Source organism: uncultured Zhongshania sp. (assembly GCF_963975605.1).
Classification (GTDB): domain Bacteria; phylum Pseudomonadota; class Gammaproteobacteria; order Pseudomonadales; family Spongiibacteraceae; genus Spongiibacter; species Spongiibacter aquimaris.
This window is the reverse complement of sequence record NZ_CAXBHN010000002.1, coordinates 388,966-411,769: the sequence shown is the minus strand read 5'-3', so window position 1 is coordinate 411,769 and position 22,804 is coordinate 388,966. Positions and strand designations below refer to the sequence as shown.

Genomic DNA, 22,804 nt, shown 5'->3' with positions numbered 1-22,804 from the left:
CAATGCTAAATAAATATCCGCTCTGGAAAAACCTGCTGATTATTGCAGTGCTGGGGATCGGTTTTCTCTACGCGGTGCCTAACCTTTATCGACCAGATCCTGCCCTGCAGGTTTCTGGCGACAGCAGCGGTGTAGTCATCGACCAAGCCCTCATGACGCGTTTGTCTACCGCTTTAGATGCTGGTGGCATTGAGCACTTTGGTGAAAAAGCGGATGAGACCGGTAAGTCTGGCCTGATTCGTTTGTACGAAACTGATATGCAATTACGTGCACAGCGTATTGTGCAGCGCACTCTGGGTGACGGCTACGTTGTGGCATTGAATCTGGCATCAAACACACCTGATTGGCTCAGTAATCTGGGCGCGCAGGCGATGAAACTGGGCCTGGATTTAAGTGGCGGTGTGCATTTTTTGTTAGAGGTTGATACGGATTCAGCGATTGCCACGCGCCTGGAGCATTACAGCTCAGGCATAAAAAAGAAGACGGCATTATTTCGGGTAAGTTCACCTCTGCTGAGCTGCGCGACACCGCCTTGGGTTTGATCCGCAAAGACTTTACTGAGTTGACCGGCGAGCGTCTCGACTCACCTAGCGGCGATGATGCTTTTTACCTGCGCGCCATTATTGGTGAGGCTAAGCGCAAGGAAATTGAAGATTATGCTGTTAGCCAAAACTTAACGACCCTGCGTAATCGCGTGAACGAGCTCGGTGTATCTGAGCCTTTGGTTCAGCGTCAAGGTCGCAACCGGATTGTGGTGGAATTACCAGGCATCCAGGACACCGCTGAAGCCAAGCGTATACTTGGCAAGACAGCGAATTTGGATTTTCGTCTAGAGGCAAAATACGACGCGCCACTATCTGATCGCGAGCAATTTGAATTTCGCAATCCTGGCCGCGGCGAGCCGAGTGCATGGTTAGAGCGTGATGTGGTTATCACTGGTGAGCGTGTCGCAAATGCGCAGGCAGGCTTTGATCAGAATGGTATGCCACAGGTCAATATCACTCTAGATAGTCAGGGCGGTACCTTGATGCACAGAGTGACGCGTCACAATATCAACCGCCGCCTTGGTGTGTTGTTTATTGAGCGCAAGAGTCGTACTCACTATGAGCGTGATGCCAATGGCGTTGAGCAGGCGGTGAAAGTCCCCTACGACGAGAAGAAAATTATCAGCCTTGCCACAATTAAAGATGCCTTGGGTGTGCAGTTCCGTATAACCGGTCTTGATGCGCCGGGTGAAGCGGCGGAGCTTTCATTATTACTGCGTGCTGGTGCGCTGGCGGCGCCTATCGACTTTGTCGAAGAGCGCACTGTCGGGCCATCGCTGGGGGCAGAAAATATTGAGAAGGGGCTTAATGCCGTCAAGATCGGCCTAGGCATGGTTGCTCTATTTATGATTGTTTACTACCGCGTATTTGGTGTTATTGCGGTAGTCGCGCTTGGCGCAAATATCATTTTATTAACTGCCTGTATGTCATTGTTGGGGGCGACCTTAACCCTGCCGGGTATCGCCGGTATTGTACTGACAGTGGGTATGGCAGTTGACGCAAACGTGCTTATTTTCTCTCGAATACGGGAGGAGTTACGCGAAGGCCTATCAGTGCAGCACGCTATTGAGGCGGGGTACGGACGTGCGTTTGTCACCATTATGGACTCGAATATTACGACCTTGTTAGTGGCGGTGATTTTATACGCCGTAGGGACTGGCCCGGTTCGCGGTTTTGCGGTGACCTTGTCAATCGGTATCTTAACGTCGATGTTCACTGCGATCATGGGTACCCGCGCGGTTGTTAATTTCGTTTACGGCGGTCGTCGTATCACTAAGCTGGCGATCTAGGGGAAACGTATGTCTGACACTAAAAAAATTGTTAACTTTATGGGTGCGCGTCGCATCGCGATGCTCATGTCTATCGCGGTAATGGTCGCTTCTGTGGCGGTATTGGCTGTAAAGGGCTTAAATTTTGGCCTGGATTTTACCGGTGGCACCTTAATAGAGGTTATTTACGAAGAGTCGGTGCCGCTGGAGCAGGTGCGGGAGGATTTGCGCACCGCAGGTTACGAAAGTGCGATAGTTGTTAATTTTGGCTCGGATACTGATGTGCTTGTGAGAATGCCGGAGGGCATGAGTCCAACCTTGGGCGAAGAGGTTCTCGCGGTGTTACAGGCGGGCACCGAGGCCGAAGTTGAGCTTCGTCGTATTGAGTTTGTTGGTCCGCAAGTGGGTGAGGAGCTGAGGGAGCAGGGCGGTTTGGCAGTGCTACTGGCCCTTGTCGTGGTGTTGATTTACGTTGCCATGCGCTTCCAAGTTAAATTCTCTATCGGTGCGGTGGCTGCGTTGGGGCATGATGTTCTCATTACCCTCGGTATTTTCGCCCTGGTCGGCTGGGATTTTGATTTAACCGTACTTGCGGCCATTCTGGCTGTTATCGGTTACTCGCTTAATGACTCGATTGTTGTTGCTGACCGTATTCGCGAGAACTTGCGAAAGCTGCGTAAACACGACCCCGACGAGATCATCAATATTTCATTGACCGAAACCCTCGATCGTACTTTGGTTACCTCAGGGACAACCTTGCTGGTGTTGTTGGCGCTGGCGTTTGTTGGCGGCGAAATGATCCACAGCTTCGCGCTGGCATTGCTGATCGGTATTGGTGTGGGTACGTATTCTTCTATCTATATTGTGGCGAGCTTGTTGCTAACCATGAAAATCAGTCAAGATGATTTGATCGTGGTGGAGAAAGAGGGAGCGCAGATTGACGACTTGCCTTAACAGGGCCGGTCGCGCGTCAGACGTTGGGCGTCTGACGCGTTTAAAAGCTATCGAATATTTTCTAGATGCGGGCGAATAGCCTGCAAAATACCCTTTAAGCATTTTGGATTGGCGGCGACAATGTTGCCGCTCTCGTAGTAATTACCACCGCCTTTAAAGTCGCTGACTAAACCGCCGGCTTCACGCACTAGCAAAATTCCTGCAGCGATATCCCACTTGTTTAGGCCAATTTCCCAGAAGCCATCAAGGCGTCCAGCGGCGACATAGGCCAAATCTAATGAGGCGGCGCCAGCGCGGCGGATACCCGCTGTTTCACCGGCGATTGCCTCCAGGCTGCGCATATAGGCGGGGATATGTGCTTCATTGCGCGCTTTAAACGGGATGCCGGTACCAATCAGAGCGCCTTCTAAACTCGCGTTCATGGTTACCCGAACTCGGCGTCCGTTGACCTGTGCACCGCGACCGCGGCTAGCGGTAAATTCTTCGCGGCGAATGGGGTCTAAAATAACGGCGTGTTCAATTTGGCCTTGATGTACACAGGCAATAGAAACCGCGAAATGCGGAATACCGCGAACGAAATTGGTTGTGCCATCAATGGGGTCAATTACCCATTGATAGGGGCTGTCGGCATTGCCGGTTTGACCTGATTCTTCGCCTAAAAAGCCGTGATCTGGGTAGGCTTTTTGCAGGTGATAAATGATTTCCTGTTCGGCCTTGCGGTCTATTTCAGTAACAAAATCGTTTTCGCCCTTGGTTTCAATCTGAACCCGGTCGATTTGTTCAGAAGCGCGCGCGATAAGGTCGCCGGCTTTACGGGCGGCGCGCAATGCGATATTCAGCATGGGTTGCATAGTACTAAGGCCTTGATGTGCAAGCAATTGGACGCGCATTATAACAGAGACTGAGCAGCCTACGGAGGCCTAATTTCATTGTTTCGCTATGTCCTTCCTGTTAGACTGACGTCCCATCTCATGGGGGCGAACAAGCGCTGCTTTTTCAGGCCCTTATATCTCTTCGTACTATCTAAAAAGGCATTACATGGCGCGTTTTATATTCGTCACCGGCGGTGTTGTTTCGTCCTTGGGCAAGGGCATTGCGTCAGCATCACTAGGTGCCATTCTTGAGGCGCGTGGTCTCAAAGTCACTATGTTGAAACTTGATCCCTATATCAATGTGGATCCTGGCACCATGAGCCCGTTTCAGCACGGTGAAGTGTTTGTGACAGAAGACGGCGCAGAAACCGATCTGGACTTGGGGCATTACGAGCGCTTTGTGCGCGCAAAAATGGCCAAAGGCAATAATTTTACGGCCGGTCGGGTTTATGAAACCGTACTGCGCAAAGAGCGTCGCGGTGACTATCTTGGCGGCACTGTTCAGGTTATTCCACATATCACTGATGAAATTAAGCGTCGGGTGATGGCGGGAGCGGGCGATGCAGATATCGCCATTGTTGAAATTGGCGGCACAGTCGGTGATATCGAAGGTCTACCGTTCTTCGAAGCAGCCCGTCAGTTAAAGGTTGAATTGGGTGCCAAGCGCGCCATGTTAATGCACCTGACTCTGGTGCCTTATATTGCCACGGCGGGTGAGACTAAAACTAAGCCGACCCAGCATTCGGTAAAAGAACTTCGCTCTATTGGCTTGCAACCCGATATTTTGCTGTGCCGCTCAGATCACGAAATTGACCAAAGCAGCCGTCACAAGATCGCCTTGTTCACCAACGTCGAATCCCGTGCGGTTATCCCTCTGCGCGATGTTGACTCTATTTATCGCATACCGTCGCTTCTTGCGGCCGAGGGCTTGGACGAATTAGTTGTAGAGCGCTTTGGTTTGGATTGCCCGCCAGCGGATTTGACCGAGTGGGACACTGTTATCGAGGGTGATCTGCATCAGGATCAAGCCGTGACGATCGCCATGGTCGGTAAGTACATGGAATTGCTCGATGCATATAAATCCCTAAATGAAGCATTGAAGCACGCAGGTATACATAGCCGCACCAAAGTGCAGGTACGTTATATAGACTCTGAAGTCATAGAAACTGATGGTGTAGATATTCTAGACGGCGTGGACGGCATTCTTGTTCCCGGTGGTTTTGGAAGTCGCGGTGTTGAAGGCAAAATTCGCACAGTTCAGTACGCGCGTGAGAATAAAATTCCCTACCTGGGTATTTGCCTGGGTATGCAGGTTGCCGTCATTGAATTTGCTCGCAATGTGCTGGGCTTAACAGACGCGAACAGCAGCGAATTTAACGACAACGGTAAAAACCCGGTGGTTGGCTTGATTACCGAGTGGATCACTGCTGACGGTGAAGTTGAGCAACGCGCCCACGATGATGATCTTGGCGGCACCATGCGTTTGGGCGCCCAGCTTTGTCATTTGGTTGAAGGCTCCGCAGTGGCAGCAGTTTATGGTAGTGCACAGATCACCGAGCGCCATCGTCACCGTTACGAGGTTAATAACACCTACGTAGAGCGTTTACAGGCTGCCGGTTTAAAAGTAGGTGGTTGGTCTGCCGATAAGAGCTTGGTTGAAGTGGTGGAAATCGCAGATCACCCCTGGTTTATCGCCTGTCAGTTCCACCCCGAATTTACTTCTACACCACGCGACGGCCACCCTTTGTTTACTGGTTTTGTTAACGCTGCTATCGCGCATAGCGAATAAGCATTGTTGGGCTGAGCGAGTTAAAGGAATCGATCTATGAAAGATAAAGTGGTCAATGTAGCCGGTATTGAGGTGGCAAACGACAAGCCTTTCGTCCTGTTTGGCGGTATGAATGTGCTCGAGTCCCGCGACTTGGCGATGCAGATTGCAGAGCACTACGTTGAAGTGTGCGGAAAGATGGGCATCCCCTATGTTTTCAAAGCCTCATTCGACAAAGCGAATCGCTCTTCCGTGCACTCTTATCGCGGGCCGGGTATGGAAGAAGGGTTGAAGATTTTTCAGGAAATAAAACAAACTTTTAATATTCCCGTGATTACCGATGTGCATGAAGTGCATCAAGCTGGCCCGGTTTCTGAAGTGTGTGATGTTATTCAGTTACCGGCATTTTTAGCACGCCAAACCGATTTAGTAGCGGCGATGGCGGCGACAGATGCGGTTATTAATATTAAAAAGCCGCAATTTCTCAGCCCCGGTCAAATGAAAAATATTGTTGAGAAGTTTGCAGAGTGCGGCAATGAGAAAATCATGCTGTGCGAGCGCGGCAGTAATTTTGGCTACGACAATTTAGTGGTAGATATGCTGGGCTTTAGGGTAATGCGTGAAGCCAGTGGTGGCGCCCCCATTATTTTTGATGTTACCCACGCTTTGCAGTGTCGCGATCCTATGGGCGCAGCGTCTGGTGGTCGTCGCAATCAAGTTGTTGAACTTGGCCGTGCCGGCATGGCACTGGGGATTGGCGGCTTGTTCTTGGAAGCACATCCCGATCCCGATCGCGCTAAATGCGATGGCCCAAGTGCTTTACCATTGTCAGCATTGGCAGCATTTCTAGAGCATATGAAAGCGGTTGACGAGACAGTGAAGTCTCTACCGGCGCTAGATATTAAATAATTTTATTTTGACTTAAGACGGAGAAAACTCACATGGCAGAGATTGTCGATATCAAGGCGTTTGAAGTGTTGGATTCACGGGGAAACCCCACTGTTGAGGCAGATGTCGTATTGGCATCGGGCGCCGTAGGCAGTGCCTGTGCTCCTTCCGGCGCGTCGACAGGCTCGCGCGAAGCCTTGGAATTACGCGACGGCGATAAGTCGCGTTATTTGGGTAAGGGTGTACTAAAGGCGGTTGCAAATATCAATACCACAATCCGCGATTTGTTGATGGGAATGGATGCTGAAGACCAGCGTGCCATCGACAATGCCATGATTGAGGCAGACGGCACTGAGAGTAAATCTGTGCTGGGTGCAAACGCAATTTTGGCTGTATCATTGGCCGCGGCGAAAGCGGTAGCGATTGAAAAAGGTATTCCTTTGTATCAACGCATCGCACAGATTAACGGCACAGAAGGCCAGTACACCATGCCCGTGCCAATGATGAATATCATCAATGGCGGTGAGCACGCTGACAACAACGTTGATATCCAGGAATTTATGATTCAGCCAGTGGGTGCAGAAACCTTTGCTGAAGCACTGCGCCAAGGCGCTGAAATTTTCCACTCATTGAAGAAAGTATTGGTTGCCCGCGGCTTAAATACAGCGGTGGGTGATGAAGGTGGTTTTGCGCCGAACTTGCCCTCAAATGAAGCAGCACTTGAAGCCATCGCAGAAGCGGTTGCCAATGCCGGCTATGAACTGGGTAAAGATATTACCTTGGCGCTTGATTGCGCATCGTCAGAATTTTACAAAAATGGTAAATATTCTCTAAGTGGCGAAGGTAAGGAATTTGACGCAGAAGGTTTTGCCGCTTACTTGGATGAGTTAAGCCAAAAATACCCCATTATCTCTATTGAAGACGGCATGGACGAAAGCGATTGGGATGGCTGGGCTGCTCTGACTCGTCGTATCGGCGACCGAGTGCAATTGGTTGGTGACGATTTGTTTGTGACCAATACCAAGATTTTAAAACGTGGCATAGATAACAATATTGCCAACTCGATTCTGATTAAATTCAATCAGATTGGTTCGCTGACTGAAACGCTAGATGCGATCAAAATGGCCAAGGAAGCTGGTTACACTGCGGTTATATCTCATCGCTCCGGCGAGACTGAAGATACCACTATTGCTGATTTAGCGGTGGCAACTTCTGCTGGACAGATTAAGACCGGTTCACTGTGTCGCTCTGATCGTGTTGCCAAGTACAACCGTCTGCTGCGTATTGAAGCCGAACTAGGCGCGGCTTACCGCGGTCGGGATGAATTCCGAGCGTAATAAAATAAGGGGCGGCAGTAGCCGCCTTCTTTGTTTATAGTGCTCATTACTTTTTTATTGGACGTCGTTCTGGATTAGGATGAACATCAATATCCCTTTAAAGGGCTTGCTATGACTCGCCGTCGGCTATTTTATTTGCTGCTGGCAATACTTGTCATGTTGCAAGTTCGGCTTTGGACTGGCACTGGAAGCTGGGAACAGATTGCCAGCTTGCGTCGAGATATTGCCGTTCAAAAAAATACTAACAGCGAGTTAGAGCTGCGCAATGAGCGATTGCATGGCGAGGTGCGCAGCTTGAAGCATGACTTGGATAGTATTGAGGAGCGCGCCCGCAACGATATGGGCTTGATTAAATCTGGTGAGACTTTTTATCTCATAGTCGATGAATAGATACTTATATAAGAAGAATAATAGCTTGATTAGTAACAGGCAGAATGTCAGTGATAAATAAGCCGCGCCTATGGGCGGTTATCCCGGCTGCGGGAAGTGGCGCGCGTTTTGGTGCTGCGCTGCCAAAGCAGTACCTAAAGCTCGCTGATAAAACCGTTATTGAACACAGTATTTCAAAATTGTTGATGCATAGCGATATTGCCGCCATTGCTGTGGCATTGCATCCCGACGATCATTTTTTTTCTTCCTTATCTTGTGCGAACGACTCGCGGGTGTTGCGTGTTGATGGCGGAAGCGAACGAGCACATTCTGTAGCGAATGCCTTAGCCGCCTTGGAAAAGGCGGCAGATTCAGATTGGGTGTTGGTGCACGATGCGGCACGTCCCTGTGTTTCGAATCGGGATATAAAAAGGCTTATAGAATTGGGTTGTGCGCATTCGGTGGGTGCTATTTTAGCTTCGCCGGTGGTTGATACCGTAAAACGCAGTACCGCATTGGGGGAAATTGCCGAGACAGTTGATCGCAAGGAAATATGGCGGGCGCTGACCCCGCAGCTGTTTCGCTATGGTGACCTGCGAGATGCGCTGCGCTTTTGCCATGACCAACAGTTGCTGGTGACTGATGAAGCGTCTGCGTTAGAGCACTGTGGTCATCAACCCTTGTTGGTGGAGGGCAGCCCTCGCAATATTAAAATTACTTACCCAGATGATCTCGCTATTGCCGAGGTGTTTCTGCGTGGAGAAGAACAATGAGCGCTATTCGCATTGGTCATGGCTACGATGTGCACCGCATTGAATCAGGGGACGGTATCAGTTTATGTGGTGTCCGCATCCCATGTCAGTGGCGATTAATTGCTCACTCGGACGGCGATGTTGCACTCCACGCGCTGTGCGATGCCATGCTCGGTGCTTTAGCCCTGGGAGATATTGGCAAACATTTTCCAGATAGCGATCCGCAGTATGCGGGGGCCGATAGTAAAGTGCTGCTGCAGCATTGCTACAAATTAGTCTTGGATCAGGGGTATTGTCTCGGTAACGCTGATCTCACCATTGCGGCTCAACAGCCGAAATTAGCACCCTATATTTTGGCGATGCGCGAATCTATTGCTAATACCTTGGGTGTTTTAGCTTCCAATATCAGCGTGAAAGCGACTACCACGGAAAAACTCGGATTTGTCGGGCGCAGTGAAGGTATTGCAGTGGATGCAGTGGTGTTGTTGGAGCGAGCAGAGTAATGCAGCTAGCTGATTGGCCCCGAGCGCAAGGTTTGCCCAAGGTGTCTGGTGTACTAAAGGCGAGGCCTGAGGATTTTGTTGTCGAGGAAGTGTTTGATCTCGAGTTCAGTGACGATGGTGAATTCGACTGGTTGTGGATTGAAAAATGCGGCGACAATACCGAGTACGTTGCACGGCAATTGGCAAGAGTGGCCGGGGTTCAGCCGCGGGCGGTAACGTATTCTGGCCAGAAAGATCGTCACGCGGTAACGCGACAATGGTTTTGCGTGCATTTGCCGGGGAAAAATAAACCCCAGTGGGTCGTGCCGGAAAATGAGAGCTGGAAGATTTTACGGCAGGGTCGTCATCGCCAAAAACTGCGTCTGGGAAGCCACCGCTACAATCGCTTTATTCTCCGTTTAACGGATTTAACGGGTGATCTCGCAGACCTAGAGGCAAGACTGCCAATAGCTGGGCAGGGCTTTCCGAACTATTTCGGCGAGCAGCGATTTGGCCATGGTGGCGGCAATATTGATGCCTGTCGGCAATGGTTTGCCGGTGACTTAAGTCCGGGACGATTCGATCGCGGCATGTATTTATCCGCTGCACGATCGCTAATTTTCAATACGGTATTGGCAGCGCGTGTCAACGCAGAAAATTGGCAGCGCGGTTTGGACGGCGATGTATTTTCATTGCGCGATAGTGGCAGCGTGTTTTTGGCAGAAATAGATGCTGACATAGTTCAGCGCCTAAGCGAAGGCGATATTCACCCCAGTGGGCCACTTTATGGCAGCGCGAGTAAGGTCGCTGTGAGTGGTGCTGTCGCGCAGCTTGAAGAAAAGGTGTTTGGCGAATTTGCCGATCTATGTGCGGGCCTACTGAAGAATAATTTAACGATGGAGCGACGCGCTCTGCGAACCGTTCCAAAAGACTTGCAGTGGCAGCAAATCGATAAGCAGTCCATAGAACTAGCATTTTCACTACCTAGGGGCTGTTTCGCTACCGCGCTTGTGCGAGAATTAATCCATTACTAGGGGCTTTTTCGGCTCTGATGTTTATTGAGAAGACACGGTGACAATTTTAAATTTGCAAGGCATAGGGATGACGTCTCAGCGAACGCGAGATCGTTTGATCGAGCGTTTGACAGAACAAGGGATTACCGACAAGGCCGTATTGAATGTGATACGGGGGACTCCCCGCCATATTTTTCTTGATGAAGCCCTGTCGCACCGTGCCTACGAAGACAGCTCTCTGCCGATAGGCTTTCAGCAAACCCTTTCTCAGCCTTATATTGTTGCTCGCATGACGGAGTTACTCCTCGCAAACGGACCTCGAACCCGTGTGTTAGAAGTGGGGACTGGGTCAGGTTATCAAACCGCGATTCTCGCCCAAATGGTAGAGCGGGTGTTTAGCGTAGAACGTATTCGACCCTTACAAGAAAAGGCGCGGCAGCGTCTGCGCCAACTCGGCTTACACAATGTGCATTTGCGTCACGCCGATGGCGGTATGGGTTGGAAAGATCGCGGCCCGTTTGACGCCATACTCTCTGCGGCGGCGCCGGAACAGGTGCCCGCGGAATTGTTGGAGCAATTGGCAATGGGAGGGCGTTTGGTAATACCGGTTGGACCAGTGGGTAAACAGCAATCCTTATATGTATACGACAAAACCGAAGATGGTATTAAAGAGCAGCTAATTGAGCCAGTGTTATTTGTGCCCATGGTAGCGGGCGTTGTGGTTGCTTAATTTGTTGCGTGAAGTTGTTGTGTAAATTGATTAAAACTTAGCTGGTAGTTAAAAAGGACGTTTGATGAAGGGGTTTTCTCTAGGCGTATTTGTTCGCGGTATCGCAATGGGCGCCGCTGATGTAGTGCCAGGTGTTTCTGGTGGTACGGTTGCGTTTATTACAGGTATCTATGACCAGCTGATTGAGAGCCTTAAAGCATGTAATCTGCAAGCACTTAAACTCCTGTTTAAATCTGGCCCGCTCGCGTGTTGGGAATATATCAACGGTGGGTTTCTGCTGAGCTTAGTGTTGGGAATTGCCGTGAGTGTGGCGTCTCTAGCGCGCGTGATTTCCTACGGTTTGGAAGAGCATCCTCTGCCATTAGCTGCACTATTCTTTGGTTTGATTCTCGCTTCGGCTCTCATCGTTTTTCGCCAAATACCGCAAAGTAGCCGACACATAGGCTGGTTGCTCTTCGGTATTGTATTTGCTGTTGTGATCGGTGAGATTCGCCCTGCAGAAATTGCCGCAACACCGTTGTCCTTGTTTTTATCGGGTGCTTTAGCGATATGCGCAATGATTTTGCCGGGAATATCAGGTAGTTTTATTCTACTGCTGCTGGATATGTACGAGCCGGTGATCGGTGCAATTAAGCAATTTGATATAGTGTCGCTACTGAGCTTTATGGCGGGTTGTGCTGTCGGACTAATGTTATTTGTTCGCTTGCTGTCGTGGTTGATGCATCACCATCGACCGCAGTTGTTGGCTTCTTTGACGGGAATACTGCTGGGCTCATTGACGATAATTTGGCCTTGGAAGCTCGATGCGCAAGGGCAATTATTGGCTGAGTCGCTAGCGCCTGGTTGGCAGAATGTTTTGCCTTGGGAATATGCCCATACTGCTGATCCGAAATTGTTGGCATCGTCGCTAATCGCTGTGGCCGGGGTGTTTTTAGTCTTAGTTGTGGAGAAAATAGCGAAAAACGATTGATATTTTAAGACTGTTTTTTTCTATTACGTGCTTTTGAAAGTACTTTTAGTAATCAGGGAGCCACGGCGGCGGCTTATCGTAGTATGAGTACACATTATTTGATGTGAGTTTAGTGTTACTTCTTTAGCAAAAAAGGCTTATTTTTGTGCTTATAAAGACGGATACACGATGGCTATGCTGAGATATTTTTTCGGCATAATCACCTTGGTTTTAAGTGTTACAGCTTGCACTACAAGTGGCGGTTCTGCGCCTGTTTCTGATCGTTATAATCCCTCTGAGCGTCCACCTCCGTATTATGTTGTGAGTGCTGGCGATACGCTTTTTTCAATTGCATGGCGTTACGGATTCAATGTTAAAGGGTTAGCGACTGCTAACAAATTGGCTCCGCCTTATACAATTTATCCCGGTCAAGCCTTGGTACTTCAAGAAAGTACGCGAGTCATTGCTGCTGCAGCCAAGCCGGCGCCAACGAAAAACAAGCCATCCACTAGCAAGGCGCGTGTGACGCCAAGTAAGCCTGTTGCGGCGGCAAAAGTGCCCATTCCAAAACCTGCAATTAAATCAACCCCGGCGGTTTTGGATTCTGGCGAGGCTTGGCGCTGGCCGATTTCAGGTCCCCTGGTTCGATCTTTTGTGGCGACCGGGCAAGAGCATAAAGGTATTGATATTAAAGGCAAAATTGGTGAGCCTGTACGTGCAGCAAAGGCAGGCGTGGTGGTGTATTCGGGAAGTGGTTTAGTAGGTTATGGCAATCTATTAATTCTCAAACACTCTGATCGCTATTTAAGTGCTTATGGGCACAACCGACGTTTATTAGTCAAAGAGGGAGACAGCGTAAAGGCGGGTGCGGTTATCGCAGAGCTAGGTGATAGCGGGACAGATTCGCCAAAAGTACATTTTGAAGTTCGTATAGACGGAAAACCGGTTGATCCTTTGAGACTGCTTCCTAGGCGCTGAACGCCATTACGATCAGGAGATTGTCTTAAGTTTCACCCAAGTCGAGCAATAAAACGAAAATAAGGATTCGACGATGCGGGTATATGAAGAAAGTAATAATTATCGTTCTAGTTTAATTGAAATACCAAATAATGAAGATGCAAGTAGCGATGACTTTATTGCAGAACCCCCGGTAAAAAAGGCTGCAAAAGCCACTAAATCCCCTCGCGCTCGAAGGCAGAGCACAGATCTTGATGCAACGCAGATGTACCTCAGTGAAATTGGATTTTCGCCGCTGTTAAGCGCCGAAGAGGAGGTCCATTTCGCGCGTCTTGCGCGCAAAGGCGATCAGGCCGGTCGCAAACGCATGATTGAAAGTAATCTGCGGCTGGTTGTAAAAATTTCCCGACGATACCTAAACCGTGGTTTGAGTCTTCTCGACTTAGTTGAGGAGGGTAATCTCGGCTTAATTCGTGCGGTAGAGAAATTTGATCCGGAGCGTGGTTTTCGCTTTTCTACCTACGCCACATGGTGGATAAGGCAAACCATTGAACGGGCGATCATGAATCAGACAAGAACCATTCGCTTACCGATTCACGTAGTGAAAGAGCTGAATAGCTATTTGCGGGCGGAGCGAGAGCTCACTCAAAAGCTAGATCACATGCCATCGCCTGAAGAGATGGCTGAAGCCCTTGATCGTCCGGTGTCTGAGGCAAAACGCTTATGCGGGCTTAAGGATCGAGTTGGCTCCGTAGATGTGCCCCTAGCTCAAGATTCCGATCAGGTTTTGCTTGATACGATCGCCGATACGCAAGCTTTAAATCCCAGTGATATTTTGCAGGGCGAAGATTTGTCTAGCAGTATTGATGAATGGCTTGACGAGTTGAGTGTAAAGCAGCGCGAAGTGGTCGTTCGCCGGTTCGGCTTACGGGGGCATGAATCGTCGACGCTGGAAGAGGTCGGACGTGAAATTGGCTTAACGCGCGAGCGCGTAAGACAAATTCAGGTAGAGGCGTTAAAAAGTATGCGAGTGCTTTTTGAGGCGAATGGTCTCAGTGCCGCTTCGCTGTTTGCAGAGGACTTTAATTAGTCTTCAGTGAATAGAGTACGCAGAACTAAAAAAGCCCGCTATTGCGGGCTTTTTTAGTTCTATCAATGGCCTTGGCGATGCTTAGCGCTCAAGGTATTGAAGCTTGTCGGGTTTGCCAGCCCAGTCCTCTGCGTCGGCAGGAGGCGTTTTCATCTCGGTGATGTTTGGCCACACTTCCGCAAGTTCTGCGTTCAATTCTAAGAATACTTGCTGGTCATCTGGCAGCTCGTCTTCAGAAAATATGGCATTTACCGGACATTCTGGTTCGCACAATGCGCAGTCAATACACTCGTCAGGATGAATTACGAGGAAGTTCGGGCCTTCGTAAAAACAGTCTACCGGACAAACCTCAACACAATCTGTATGTTTGCACTTGATGCAATCTTCGCCTACAACAAAAGTCATTTCTGGTCAGCCCCTTTTAATCCTGACTTGGGTGGTAATTCTTTGAGCGGCGTATTGTAACACCAGTGAAAAAAATCGGTATAGCCTAAGTCTTAACAATAATTTATATGTGCCTAATCGTTTTTACCCCTTAGTCATTTAATTCGCGTTTTAAGACAGCTTAGCCTTTAAGGCATACAGTAATTCATGGGCTTGGCGAGGGCTCAGGCTATCGGGGTCAATTTCGTCTAATGCCTCAATAATAGGGTGCTCTGCGGTTGGCATGGCAAATAAATCTGTTTGAGGCCCCGCGGTGACTAGCTGGCCGTGGCCGATGGCTTGATTCTCGAGCTCTTGCAGTTTGATTTTAGCGGCGCGAACCACATTGGCGGGAATGCCAGCGAGTTTAGCGACCTGTAAACCATAGCTTCGGTTGGCAGGGCCCTCTTCAACACGGTGTAGAAAGACAATATGGTCATTGTGTTCGGTTACGCCAAGGTGGACATTCGCGGCCTTGGGGTAGGTTTCTGGTAATACGGTGAGTTCGAAGTAATGGGTGGCGAATAGTGTAAAGCCCTGGACGCGGTCAGCTAGGTCTATGGCGCAGGCCCAGGCGAGCGATAGGCCGTCAAAGGTGCTGGTGCCGCGACCTATTTCGTCCATCAGGATTAAGCTTTTATCCGTTGCATTGTGCAGGATATTTGCGGTTTCGGTCATTTCCACCATAAACGTCGAGCGTCCGCCGGCGAGGTCGTCAGAGGAACCTATACGGGTGAATATCTGATCCACCAAGCTCAGTTTGACGGCTTTTGCAGGTACAAAACTGCCGATGTGAGCTAGCAGTACAATCAATGCTGTCTGACGCATATAGGTCGATTTACCGCCCATATTCGGGCCAGTAATAATGAGTGTGCGTCGGTCTTCGGCGAGTTTTAGGTCGTTGGCAATAAACGGGTCGTCGAGCACGCTTTCGACAACGGGGTGACGACCCTGCTCGATATCTAATATAGGCTCGTTGCAAAATTGTGGCCGGCAAAGCTCTAACTGCACCGCACGCTCTGCAAGGTTGGCAATGACGTCTAGTTCGCACAGTGCCTGCGAGCAAACTTGCAGCGCATTTAATTCGGCGTTGACCGCGTCCAGGAGTAACTCATAAAGATGTTTTTCCCGCGCCAGTGCCCGGCTTTTACTGCTGAGGGCTTTGTCTTCAAAGGTTTTTAATTCTGGCGTAATAAAGCGCTCGGCATTTTTGAGTGTTTGTCTGCGGATATACTCGACAGGCGCTTGCGCCGCCTGCAGTTTGCTTATTTCTATGTAGTAGCCGTGTACGCGGTTATAGCCAACTTTAAGGGTGCTGAGTCCAGTTTTTTCGCGCTCTCGGCGCTCCATCGCTAATAGAAATTCACCGGCGTCGCTACTCAAGCTGCGCAATTCGTCCAGTTCGCTGTCGTAGCCTTCAGCGATAACGCCACCATCCCTCAACACCATTGGCGGATTTTCTGCTACTGCGCGGGCCAGCAGGTCGTCGAGTGCCGGAAATTCACTCACTTCGTTTCGCAAATTAATTAGGTAGGGAATGTCGAAGGGCTTTAGCTGACTTTGCAGTAAAGGCAGTGTCGCCAGTGAGCGCTGCAAGCGCGATAGATCGCGGGGGCGCGCAGAGCGCAGTGCCACCCGCGATAAAATACGCTCAAGGTCGCCAATCTGTTTTAGTGTGTCTCGTACCGATTCAAAGTGGTAGTCCTCAATAAGGCCAATAACGCCACTTTGTCGCGCATTTAGAGTGGACTGATTGCGCAGTGGGCGGTGCAGCCAGCGGCGAAGCAAACGGCTTCCCATCGCGGTTTGGCAGCGGTCAAACACCGAGGCGAGGGTGTTCTCAGTACCACCGCCTAGATTGATATCAAGTTCTAAGTTGCGGCGTGTAGCGGCGTCCATTGCCACCGCATCATCGCGGGACTCGTGTTTGAGTTGATTGATGTGGGGAAGCGCACTGCGCTGGGTGTCTTTGACGTATTGCAGCAGGCAACCCGCTGCGCCGATACCCTGGCTTAAGGTGTCGCAACCAAACCCGGCGAGGTCTTGTACCCCGAAATGCTGACATAGGCCGCGGGTGGCGGCGTCAATATCGAACTCCCATGGCGGTAAGCGCCGCAGTCCCGGTAATTTGGGCATATCGTCTAAAACAAGATCGTCAGACATCAACAGCTCTGCGGGGCGCAAGCGCTGCAGTTCGCCTAGGAAAGCGGCTTGGCCGAGCACTTCAAATACGTGGAAGCGTCCGCTGCTCATATCTAACACGGCAACGCCGATTTGTTGGCCGAGATTACAAGCCGCTAGCAGCAGGGCGTCTTTTCTTTCATCTAATAAGGCTTCGTCGCTAATTGTACCCGGTGTGACGATTCGGGCGACGGCGCGTTCTACAGGGCCTTTGCTGGTTGCTGGGTCGCCGATTTGCTCGCAAATGGCCACTGACCAACCACCTTTAACGAGCTTGGCTAGATAGCCTTCTGCTGCGTGGTGGGGCACGCCACACATTGGTATGGGCTTGCCGCCTGATTTGCCTCTTGCGGTTAAGGTAATATCGAGAAGTTCTGATGCACGTTTGGCGTCGTCAAAAAAAAGCTCGTAAAAATCGCCCATACGATAGAACACAATTTCGTTGGGGTGTTCGGCTTTAATTTTTAGGTACTGCTGCATCATGGGCGTGTGGCCCGGATCTATGGCGCTGCTAATATTTGCGTCAATGGTCATAGCGGTGGCTTATGCTCTGTGTGTTTGTGCGCTAAACGACGTTGTATAAAAATGTTGAGATCGAATATCGTTGTCTGGATGTATGGCGCTGAATAAAGAGCGCAAGGATAGCAAATCAAATATAAAACCACTACGCAGGGCGTCGTTGATTGCCCTCGTTTGCTAAATTTACTCCGATGCCCGCCAAGGCTTTTGGGCGAGAAATATGGTGTGACGACTTCCCTTGCCGGGGCGCGCGCGAACGGTGTGAATAGATACCTTAAAACGGGCTTTTTTAAGACGAATCGCAAACATGCTGTCTGCGCCGGCTGACCAAATTGCCAGCATTCCCTCTGGCCGTAAAGTCCTAGAGATGGATTCCAGTCCGCGCTGTGAATACAGCCAATTATTATCGGTGTGGGTGAGACCTTCAGGGCCGTTGTCTACGTCTAGCAATATCGCATCGTATTGCTCATGTTGATTCTCAAGCAGTTCGGCAACGTCGCCCAAAACTACCTTGGTGCGGGGATCACGCAGGGGGTTTTGTGCGCAATCACCCAGAGGCCCCTTATTCCATTCAACGACTTCCGGAATAAGTTCGGCCACTGTGACCTGTGCGCTAGCGGCGACAGCTTGCAAGGTCGCGGCGAGGGTGTAGCCCATGCCTAGTCCGCCGACCAACACATGCGCATCGCTTTTTTCCTTTATTAAGGCGCAGCCTAACTCCGCTAGTACCTGTTCTGAATTGTAAATGCGGCTATTCATCAATTCACCGCGCACCCCTGACAGGCGTATCGAAAACTCTTCTCCGCGTTGCGATAATTGTAATTCACCGCCATTGTTCGGTATCTGCGCGATACCAAGTTTTTTCCAGGGAATCATAGGTTTTGCCGGTGAGTTAATTAAAGGTGATTTTTTTGGGACGCGAACTTTAGCACAGTTCCTTATCAGGCGATTACCTAGGCGTTAATATGTGTCTCCTAGCAGCTTGTTGATGTAGCCACTGCTGGGTTAAAAACGGACTCAAATCGGTTATTTATGATGTATAAACTCCCTCATTTCGGCCGTTTTTGTCGGGGCGGCCTTCCGCTTGCATTGGCGTCCTCGAAAACGAAAATCTACAAGCTGCTAGGGCGCGGATACCGCAATTGGCGCCTTGTGTTCATTAAAGTGGATGGCGGCGAAAGAAATTGCGTTATGCCATTGACAAGCGCTTGCATAATACTGATCATATATACAGTGTATGGCTGGATGTAGATTTAGGTCATCGTAATTAATATCAACCTCCACAAAGGGTAGAAAGCACATGGATCCGAATAAACAGAAAGCACTGGAGTCAGCGCTGGGTCAGATTGAACGTCAGTTTGGCAAGGGTTCGATCATGAAAATGGGCGACAGCTCACGGGAAGTGATGCCCTCGGTTTCAACGGGTTCCTTGGGCCTTGATATCGCGCTCGGCATTGGCGGTTTACCCTACGGTCGTATTGTGGAGATCTACGGACCGGAATCATCAGGCAAAACAACCCTGTGTTTGCAAGTTATGGCTGAAGCGCAAAAAGCGGGCAAAACCGTCGCCATAGTCGATGCCGAGCACGCACTTGATCCGCAGTACGCCGAAAAACTCGGTGTTAATCTGGACGACTTATTGGTGTCTCAGCCAGACACAGGTGAGCAGGCTCTAGAAATTACAGATATGCTGGTGCGTTCTGGTTCGGTTGACGTGATTGTTATCGACTCGGTAGCGGCCTTGGTGCCAAAAGCGGAAATCGAAGGTGATATGGGTGACTCCCATGTTGGTTTGCAGGCGCGCTTAATGTCTCAAGCCCTGCGTAAATTAACTGGCAGCATCAAGCAGACCAATACACTGGTTATCTTTATCAACCAGATCCGTATGAAAATTGGTGTTATGTTTGGCAACCCAGAGACCACCTCGGGTGGTAACGCACTCAAGTTCTACGCATCGGTTCGCCTAGATATTCGCCGAATCGGCGCAGTGAAAGAGGGTGAAGAGGTCACTGGTAATGAAACTCGCGTAAAAGTGGTGAAGAACAAGGTATCGCCACCATTTAAGCAAGCTGAGTTCCAAATCTTATATGGTCGCGGCATCTACCATATGGGTGAGGTAATCGATCTAGGTGTTAAGCTCGGTTTAGTAGATAAATCCGGCGCATGGTACGCCTATAAAGGCGACAAGATCGGTCAAGGCAAGGCAAACGCCGCTAAATACCTGTCGGAAAATCCTGAAGCTGCTGCGGAAATTGAAGCGAATATTCGCGAGCAGTTACTGCCAAAGCCAACGGCGAAGAAAGTGCAGGAAGAAGTGGCTGCTGAATAAGCCAGCTAAGCGGCAAAGCAAAATGGCTATGAGTTATTTTGTCTTGCCGCTAAGCTGCTTTCTCATTGTGTTTGTTAACCCAGCTTTAGTACATCTACCGACTAATCACTTCTAGCTTTGCTCTTCTTCATCGGTTTCAATGCTAAGCGAGAAGGTGTTTTGCTTTTCTTCTTTAGCGACGTCCTCGACACTTCCCTCTGGAATACCACGACTACTGCGAAGCTTTATTTGCAGACGTAGGTTGTTCGCAGAATCTGCATTCTTTAGTGCGTCTTCAAAGGATATTTTGCCGCTTTCGTAGAGTTTGAATAATGCGGAATCGAAGGTTTGCATCCCTAAATTTTCGGATTTGCTCATTATTTCTTTGATGGTTTCTATCTCGCCCTTGTGGATTGCCTGTGCAACCGTAGGCGTGCCCAGCAGTATTTCTATCGCGGCGGCGCGCTTACCATCTTCCGTGGGCACCAAACGCTGGGAAACAAAGCACTTTAAATTAAGGGACAAGTCGAGTAGCAGTTGATTACGCCTCTCTTCCGGAAAGAAGTTAATAATGCGATCTAGCGCCTGGTTTGCGTTATTGGCATGGAGGGTAGAGATGCAAAGATGTCCTGTCTCCGCAAAAGCAAGAGCATGCTCCATGGTTTCGCGGTCGCGAATCTCGCCGATAAGAATAACGTCGGGTGCTTGGCGCAGGGTGTTTTTCAACGCCTGATGGAAACTTCTGGTGTCCATCCCGATTTCGCGTTGATTAATAATGCTGCGTTTGTGCCGATGAAGAAACTCAATGGGATCTTCAATGGTAATGATATGACCGCTACTGTTGGTGTTGCGGTGGTCGATCAGCGCGGCAAGTGAAGTGGATTTACCCGAGCCGGTCGCACCGACGAACAAGACTAAACCGCGTTTCGTCATAATGACGTCTTTTAATATTGGCGGCAGGCCCAATGCATCAACGTTGGGAATCTCGGTGACAATATTTCGCGCAACTATCGAGATTTCATTTCGCTGCTTAAATATATTTACACGGAAACGGCCGACTCTCGGAATATGGTAAGCCAAGTTCATTTCTAATTCTTGCTCAAACTCAATGATTTGCTCGCTATCCATAATCGAATAGGCTACCGCCTTGATGTCACCAGGTAGATATGGTTCCTTTTGAAGCGGCTTCAACTTGCCATGGAACTTCGCGCAAGGTGGCGCGCCGGTGCTCAGAAATAAATCGGAACCGTCGTTTTTGGCTAGAAGGGTTAGTAATTCATCAAAGGTCATATTTTGCAATCACCGATTTGTTATGGCGTTATCATTATAGGCTAACGCCATTTTCACAGATGATAGAATTGAAGTGTACTTTTAATTTGTTAATCTCACTTTGTCATTTTCACAGGTGAGGGCAGCGCCAACTTCGGCGCCGGCTAAGTCTGCCCCTAGAATATCCAATAAAGGTACGCCAGTATTTGGATCTATAAGTGCGTTTACAATACCTGCGATTAAACCATCATTTGCTAGTAGTGCGTCTAACAGACCATCAATTAGTCCGGTAAGTAAGCTTAGATTCCCACTGGCTAGCGTTCCATACGCTTCAATATTTAGGTCAATCCCCCCCAGCTCTCGCTCCCCAATTGGAATGGGTTGGTAGCATCCGGGGTTCTCTCCAATGCATGGGTCGCCAAGTTCTGGTAAATTGGGGTTCTGAAAGCTTGTGTTGAGGTTGGCTCCGACAAGCTCCGTGTCAGCACTCAGTTGAAGGCCGCCTTGAACGTGCTCGTAGGCACTTGACTCATCCGATGTGTTGAAGTTAGTGCCAGCTTCATTCGTTGCCCATTTCAGATTGCTACAAATCCCAATTATGCATGAGCTTGGCCTTGCTATTTTGTAACCTATTTCTATGATGGAGTATGGGGTTGTTGCAGGAGGAGCATCTGATGAAAATGCGTCGGCGTTATCTATTTTGCCTATACGGGCACTTAGTAGTGACGTTTTGACAATAGCAGTTAACTCTTTCGTTTCACCAGCACAGATGTAAACCGGCAGGTTTGCTTGGTTAGGCGAGGTGGAAATTTCTCCGCCCCCAGCGTCAATATTAATTTGGAGCGGTTCCGCAAGTATTTCAAGGTACGCAATTTTTTGTTTCGGACATTCGGGTTGTAGGAATCCCCCGCAAGCGAGTGTAGCCAACCCATTGAAAACATTTTCCAGCAAATTTCCTACAGCTCCGAATACATTTCCCGACACTACGTCATCAAGTAATTCTGCAACGGGCCCAATGAACGGCGCAATCACTCCAGTTAGTACATTTACTATTTGAGCAGTTTCGCTCAGGTCCACAGAGACAAGCGTTCTAACCTGTGCGGAGCGGACATATATTTCATCGGTCTCAGGATTGCCGATAGGAGATTGCTGCTGTGGCTCAATAATTTTTGCTTGCACGGATACGGATGCTAAGCCGGGTAGGTTCACGGGTAGATCGACGGCAGTCGCGTTGCCGTCAGATGCAAGTTGAATTGATCCTTGTATAAGGTTAAATAAATTTATGTCTGCATCTAGTGCAGCCTCGTCTGCACCAGTCTGTAGGTTTAATATATCTCCCAATTTAATTAGTGGAGTAAAACCTGGGATTGCGGCAGCTATGGTATTAAAGGCTGTTACTGAGGCTGTATCCCCTGAGTTATTAAGTACTTCCGCTGAAACTTCAATTAAGTCAGTAAGGCTAATATCTGTAGTTAAAACCCCATTGTAATCTCCCGCATCTAGATTTAGCTCGGCTCCCAGCGCGTCAAGATAGCTCAGTAGATTGATGTTAGTGTCCAATACTCCGTTCCAGTCGGCCGCACTTAGGTTGAGCGTTGTACCAAGTAGGCCGCCTAAAATTGGATTCAGTAATAGAGACTGATTGCTATCAATTTCGGCAAGTTTGCTTCGCATTGCTAGCTGCGCAATTGGCTCACATGCCTTCGCTGTAGCGGTGGCAGTCAGATTGACCTCATTGTCATCACTTGGAAGCAATTGCTCAAAAAGTGACGCGGGTACTTTATAGGAGAGGGCGACAGTAATTGCATTGCCATTTCGCGTTACCGTGACGGTGCTATTTGCGTCATTGCCGAGAAAGTTATTACGTTGAGCTGATAGTACATTCATATCCTCTAGGGTCATTGCTTCTACATCGAGGGTTTGATCTCTGCAATAAAGCAACGCCGTCTCCAAAGCCGCCAAGTCTGCATTCTTTTGCAAAGTGCGTTTTTCTAAATAAAGGCGCCCGGTATCGGTAACCACAGCGAGAAATGTAAATAAGCTCAGCATCATCAATACAGCGAGAAGTGTCGTTACCCCGCGCTGCTTTTGATAGGAATGACTTGATATTCGCCGCTGTGTTTGCATGTT

21 protein-coding genes are annotated in these 22,804 nt (G+C 49.4%); 15 read left to right on the top strand and 6 right to left on the bottom strand.

The genetic code is table 11. The features are described from left to right. Positions 1–2 precede the first annotated feature (2 nt). The 3 genes from AAC007_RS04235 to secF are packed head-to-tail and all read left to right on the top strand — an operon-like array spanning position 3 to position 2,767. Complete coding sequence (locus AAC007_RS04235) at positions 3–542, top strand: hypothetical protein (RefSeq protein ID WP_339674763.1); 540 nt, start codon at positions 3–5, stop codon at positions 540–542. Further along, a complete protein-coding gene (gene secD, locus AAC007_RS04230) occupies positions 533–1,834 on the top strand; it encodes a protein translocase subunit SecD (protein ID WP_339674761.1) in 1,302 nt (433 codons plus the stop codon). Before AAC007_RS04235 ends, secD begins: the two co-directional genes overlap by 10 nt. A 9-nt stretch (positions 1,835–1,843) precedes the next feature. Further along, on the top strand, positions 1,844–2,767 hold the full coding sequence (gene secF / locus AAC007_RS04225) for a protein translocase subunit SecF (protein ID WP_339674758.1): 924 nt from the start codon (positions 1,844–1,846) through the stop codon (positions 2,765–2,767). Positions 2,768–2,814: 47 nt separating this feature from the next. Here secF and AAC007_RS04220 read toward each other — a convergent pair whose 3' ends face one another. After that, positions 2,815–3,618 carry an inositol monophosphatase family protein gene (locus tag AAC007_RS04220; protein ID WP_295871528.1) on the bottom strand — a complete coding sequence of 268 codons (804 nt, stop codon included), beginning with the start codon at positions 3,616–3,618 and terminating at the stop codon, positions 2,815–2,817. Positions 3,619–3,805: 187 nt separating this feature from the next. On the opposite strand from AAC007_RS04220, the gene AAC007_RS04215 reads away from it, so the two are divergent. The 11 genes from AAC007_RS04215 to rpoS all read left to right on the top strand — a co-directional run bounded on the left by AAC007_RS04215 (position 3,806) and on the right by rpoS (position 13,974). Continuing rightward, entirely contained in the window at positions 3,806–5,428 is a 1,623-nt protein-coding gene (locus AAC007_RS04215; protein ID WP_295871531.1) for a CTP synthase, read from the top strand. A 36-nt stretch (positions 5,429–5,464) separates the two neighbouring features. Beyond that, on the top strand, positions 5,465–6,316 hold the full coding sequence (gene kdsA / locus AAC007_RS04210; protein WP_339674754.1) for a 3-deoxy-8-phosphooctulonate synthase: 852 nt from the start codon (positions 5,465–5,467) through the stop codon (positions 6,314–6,316). Positions 6,317–6,348: 32 nt separating this feature from the next. Continuing rightward, positions 6,349–7,632 (top strand): phosphopyruvate hydratase, encoded by a 1,284-nt coding sequence (gene eno, locus AAC007_RS04205; protein WP_295871536.1) that lies wholly within the window; start codon positions 6,349–6,351, stop codon positions 7,630–7,632. Between the two features lie 111 nt (positions 7,633–7,743). Next, on the top strand, positions 7,744–8,022 hold the full coding sequence (locus AAC007_RS04200; protein ID WP_295871539.1) for a septum formation initiator family protein: 279 nt from the start codon (positions 7,744–7,746) through the stop codon (positions 8,020–8,022). Positions 8,023–8,066: 44 nt separating this feature from the next. Beyond that, complete coding sequence (ispD, locus tag AAC007_RS04195) at positions 8,067–8,774, top strand: 2-C-methyl-D-erythritol 4-phosphate cytidylyltransferase (protein ID WP_339674750.1); 708 nt, start codon at positions 8,067–8,069, stop codon at positions 8,772–8,774. Further along, on the top strand, positions 8,771–9,256 hold the full coding sequence (gene ispF, locus AAC007_RS04190) for a 2-C-methyl-D-erythritol 2,4-cyclodiphosphate synthase (protein WP_339674747.1): 486 nt from the start codon (positions 8,771–8,773) through the stop codon (positions 9,254–9,256). Before ispD ends, ispF begins: the two co-directional genes overlap by 4 nt. After that, the gene (locus AAC007_RS04185) at positions 9,256–10,269 is read left to right on the top strand and encodes a tRNA pseudouridine(13) synthase TruD (RefSeq protein ID WP_339674745.1); all 1,014 of its coding nucleotides are present in this window, start codon (positions 9,256–9,258) and stop codon (positions 10,267–10,269) included. Before ispF ends, AAC007_RS04185 begins: the two co-directional genes overlap by 1 nt. Before the next feature lie 67 nt (positions 10,270–10,336). Beyond that, on the top strand, positions 10,337–10,978 hold the full coding sequence (locus AAC007_RS04180) for a protein-L-isoaspartate(D-aspartate) O-methyltransferase (RefSeq protein WP_295871550.1): 642 nt from the start codon (positions 10,337–10,339) through the stop codon (positions 10,976–10,978). 64 nt (positions 10,979–11,042) lie between these two features. Next, positions 11,043–11,948 carry a DUF368 domain-containing protein gene (locus AAC007_RS04175; RefSeq protein WP_339674743.1) on the top strand — a complete coding sequence of 302 codons (906 nt, stop codon included), beginning with the start codon at positions 11,043–11,045 and terminating at the stop codon, positions 11,946–11,948. 168 nt (positions 11,949–12,116) lie between these two features. Continuing rightward, entirely contained in the window at positions 12,117–12,905 is a 789-nt protein-coding gene (locus tag AAC007_RS04170) for a peptidoglycan DD-metalloendopeptidase family protein (RefSeq protein WP_339674741.1), read from the top strand. Positions 12,906–12,978: 73 nt separating this feature from the next. Next, positions 12,979–13,974: an RNA polymerase sigma factor RpoS gene (gene rpoS, locus AAC007_RS04165; protein WP_339674739.1), complete on the top strand. Its 996-nt coding sequence runs from the start codon at positions 12,979–12,981 to the stop codon at positions 13,972–13,974. 81 nt (positions 13,975–14,055) lie between these two features. Here rpoS and fdxA read toward each other — a convergent pair whose 3' ends face one another. From fdxA to AAC007_RS04150, 3 genes are all read right to left on the bottom strand, one after another. After that, positions 14,056–14,379 carry a ferredoxin FdxA gene (gene fdxA, locus AAC007_RS04160; RefSeq protein WP_219041750.1) on the bottom strand — a complete coding sequence of 108 codons (324 nt, stop codon included), beginning with the start codon at positions 14,377–14,379 and terminating at the stop codon, positions 14,056–14,058. Positions 14,380–14,529: 150 nt separating this feature from the next. Then, positions 14,530–17,112, bottom strand: coding sequence for a DNA mismatch repair protein MutS (gene mutS, locus AAC007_RS04155; RefSeq protein WP_339674733.1), 2,583 nt, complete (start codon positions 17,110–17,112; stop codon positions 14,530–14,532). A 168-nt stretch (positions 17,113–17,280) separates the two neighbouring features. Continuing rightward, complete coding sequence (locus AAC007_RS04150) at positions 17,281–17,973, bottom strand: hypothetical protein (protein WP_339674730.1); 693 nt, start codon at positions 17,971–17,973, stop codon at positions 17,281–17,283. 424 nt (positions 17,974–18,397) lie between these two features. Here AAC007_RS04150 and recA point away from each other — a divergent pair, with 424 nt between their 5' ends. Next, positions 18,398–19,426, top strand: coding sequence for a recombinase RecA (gene recA / locus AAC007_RS04145; protein ID WP_296434029.1), 1,029 nt, complete (start codon positions 18,398–18,400; stop codon positions 19,424–19,426). A 111-nt stretch (positions 19,427–19,537) separates the two neighbouring features. Here recA and AAC007_RS04140 read toward each other — a convergent pair whose 3' ends face one another. Beyond that, positions 19,538–20,695 (bottom strand): PilT/PilU family type 4a pilus ATPase, encoded by a 1,158-nt coding sequence (locus AAC007_RS04140; protein ID WP_339674727.1) that lies wholly within the window; start codon positions 20,693–20,695, stop codon positions 19,538–19,540. A gap of 81 nt (positions 20,696–20,776) precedes the next feature. Then, entirely contained in the window at positions 20,777–22,801 is a 2,025-nt protein-coding gene (locus tag AAC007_RS04135) for a pilus assembly protein TadG-related protein (protein WP_339674724.1), read from the bottom strand. Positions 22,802–22,804: the final 3 nt, after the last annotated feature.